We start from the raw sequence: 2,967 nt of genomic DNA, 5'->3' as shown, positions 1-2,967 counted from the left end.
CGTCCGCCGTGGACCAGTCGAAGCCGACCCGCGCGGCGCGGGCGGACAGCTTGCGCGCCCGCAGCAAAGCGGGCAGGGCGGCCGGAATTCCGTCCAGCGTGCCGGATTCCCGCCGGGCCAGCCTTTCCTGCGCCTTGCCGTCCTCCCATTGGCCGGGCCTGGCCGGCGCGTCGCCGAACACGTGGGGATGCCGGCGGATCATCTTGTCGCCGATCATCGTCGCCACGGTCGCGAAATCGAACCATCCGGCTTCTTCGGCCATGCGCGCGTGATAGACCACCTGCAGCAGCAGGTCGCCCAGCTCGTCGGGCAGGGCGGCCCAGTCCTGGCGGGCGATCGTATCCTCGACCTCGTACGCTTCCTCGATCGCATAGGGGGCGATCGAGGCGAAATCCTGTTCGCGGTCCCAGGGGCATCCGTCCTTCGGGTCGCGCAGGCGGGCCATGATCTCGATCAGGCGGGCGATCGCGTGGGCGGGGTCGGGCATCGGGCGGGTTCCTTTGGAAGATTCGGGCGGCGCGTTCCTGGCGCATTCTTACGGGCCTGGGACAGAATGGCATAGTTTCCGCGGGAAGCGGACGGGCTGGCTGGGCGGGCAGGGCGGGACTATAGTCGCGCTCCCCGGACGGCGGGGCAGCGGGAACGGATGGGTCATGGGCGAGCAGGCGACACTCTTCATCGACGGCGAGGCAGGCACGACGGGGCTGGGCATTCGCCAGCGCCTGGCCGCCCTGCCGGTGACGGTGCGTTCGATCGATCCCGTGCTGCGCAAGGATGCCGGCGCGCGCTATGACATGATGTGCGCGGTCGACCTGGTGGTGCTGTGCCTGCCTGACGCGGCGTCGCGTGAGGCGGCCGGCATGGTCGAGGCGATCCGGGCGGAGGGGCGTGCCGCACCGCGCCTGCTGGATGCCAGCACGGCCTTTCGCGTCGATCCGGGCTGGACGTACGGCTTTCCGGAGATGGACCCGGGCCAGGCGGCCGCGATCGCCGCGTCGTCGCATGTCACGAACCCCGGATGCTATCCGACCGGGGCGATCGCGCTGTTGCGCCCGCTGGTGCGGGCGGGGATCATGGCGCCCGATTTTCCCGTCACCATCAACGCGGTCAGCGGCTATAGCGGCGGCGGCCGGGCGGTGATCGAGGCGCACGAGCATGATGACGGCCCGGCGTTCGAGCTGTACGGGCTGGGCCTGGCCCACAAGCACCTGCCGGAAATGACCCGCTATGCCGGCCTGACGCGCACGCCGCTGTTCGTGCCCTCGGTGGGGCATTTCCCCCAGGGGATGATCGTGTCGATTCCGCTGCATCTCGACATGCTGGCGGGCCGGGTCACGGGCGAGGACCTGCGGGCGGTGCTGGCGGATCATTTCGCCGGTTCGGACCGGATCGCCGTGGCCGATGCCCAGGATACGCTGTCGGCCGATACACTGGCCGGCACGGACCTGATGGAGTTGCGGGTCCATTGCAACGAATCGCGCCGCCAGGCGGTGCTGACCGCGCGACTCGATAATCTGGGCAAGGGGGCGTCGGGGGCGGCGATCCAGAATATCGCCCTGATGCTGGGCCTGGCGTCGCCCGCGCCGCGCGCCGCCTGACGCGGTCGGACCTTTCCCCAACCCGCCTGGCGTCGGGCGGGTCGTAACGTGTTTCAACAGGGCTAAAATCACGTCCTGCCTATTTCCACGACGATGGACAGGTTTCCCCGTTCATCGTTGGACATAGTCCGGGTGTTATATTGAGCAGGCCACCCGACAGAGGGGGCGCCCAGACTAGCACGGTGGCGCTTCCACGCTACCCGCACTTTGCCACGGGGCCACGGGGCCCGGTGAATCGCCCGTTCGCCATTTGCCACGCTCGCCCATTTGCTGGTAAGCAACGCCGCAGGCGAGAGTGACGGAATGGTAGACGTAGTCGGCTCAAAATCGACCGCCGCAAGGCATAGGGGTTCGAGTCCCCTCTCTCGTACCACCGTTTCCGGACAGGATGATGTCTTCTCTCCCTGCCAATCTCGCCCCGGATGATCTTGCCCCCGATGATCTCGTCCCGGGCAATTCCGCCGTCAGGCCGGGCCGGCGGCCCGGTAATCCCTGTTTTTCCTCGGGGCCGTGCGCCAAGCGGCCGGGCTGGTCGCTGGACGCGCTGTCCGGCGCGCTGCTGGGCCGGTCGCATCGGGCGGCCGAGGGGCGGGCGCGGCTGAACGAGGTCATCACCCGTTCGCACGCCCTGCTGGGCATGCCGGCGGACTGGAAGCTGGGGATCGTGCCGGCCTCGGATACCGGGGCGGTCGAGATGGTGCTGTGGTCGCTGGTCGGCCGGCGCCCGGTGGATGTGCTGTCCTTCGAGAGTTTTTCGGCCACCTGGGCCAACGACATCGTGGCGCAGTTGCAGGCGCCCGGGGCGCGGGTGCTGCAGGCCGAGTACGGCAGGCTGCCGGACCTGGCGCGGATCGACTGGTCGCATGACGTGGTGCTGGCATGGAACGGCACGACGTCGGGGGTGCGCATTCCCGACGGGTCCTTCATCCCCGACGAACGCGAGGGGCTGGTGATCTGCGACGCGACCTCGGCGGCGTTCGCGATGGACCTGCCGTGGGAGAAGCTGGATGTCGTCACCTGGTCCTGGCAGAAGGTCCTGGGCGGCGAAGCCGCGCACGGCATGCTGGCCCTGTCGCCGCGCGCCGTGCGGCGGCTGGAGGAGATGCCGCCGCCGCGGGCGCTGCCCAAGATCTTCCGCCTGACCGAGAAGGGCAGGCTGATCGAGGGGATCTTTCGCGGCGACACGATCAACACGCCGTCGATGCTGTGCGTCGAGGACGCGCTGGACGGGCTGCGCTGGGCGGAGTCCATCGGCGGCCTGCCGGCGCTGGTCGCGCGCAGCCGGGCCAACCTGGATGTCGTGTCGGAGTGGGTCGCGCGATCCGGCTGGGCGGCCTTTCTGGCCGAAAATCCGGCCGAGCGGTCCAGC

General features: G+C 69.4%; 3 protein-coding genes and 1 tRNA gene. 3 read left to right on the top strand and 1 reads right to left on the bottom strand.

Annotated elements, in window-relative coordinates; all coding sequences use genetic code 11:
* The coding region (gene mazG / locus HUK84_RS13920) for a nucleoside triphosphate pyrophosphohydrolase (protein WP_176640823.1) at positions 1-487 on the bottom strand (487 nt) is incomplete at its 3' end.
* Positions 488-653: 166 nt separating this feature from the next.
* Between mazG and argC the strand changes: the two genes are divergently transcribed.
* The 3 genes from argC to HUK84_RS13905 form a co-directional block, all read left to right on the top strand.
* Positions 654-1,598, top strand: a complete 945-nt coding sequence (gene argC, locus HUK84_RS13915) for an N-acetyl-gamma-glutamyl-phosphate reductase (protein WP_176640822.1) — start codon at positions 654-656, stop codon at positions 1,596-1,598.
* A 289-nt stretch (positions 1,599-1,887) separates the two neighbouring features.
* Positions 1,888-1,971, top strand: a tRNA-Leu gene (locus tag HUK84_RS13910).
* Positions 1,972-1,989: 18 nt separating this feature from the next.
* A partial coding sequence (locus HUK84_RS13905) for a phosphoserine transaminase (protein WP_176640821.1) occupies positions 1,990-2,967 on the top strand: 978 nt, incomplete at its 3' end.

The organism is Nguyenibacter vanlangensis, assembly GCF_013376155.1.
Lineage (GTDB): Bacteria > Pseudomonadota > Alphaproteobacteria > Acetobacterales > Acetobacteraceae > Gluconacetobacter > Gluconacetobacter vanlangensis.
This window is presented reverse-complemented; position numbering and strand designations above follow the sequence as displayed.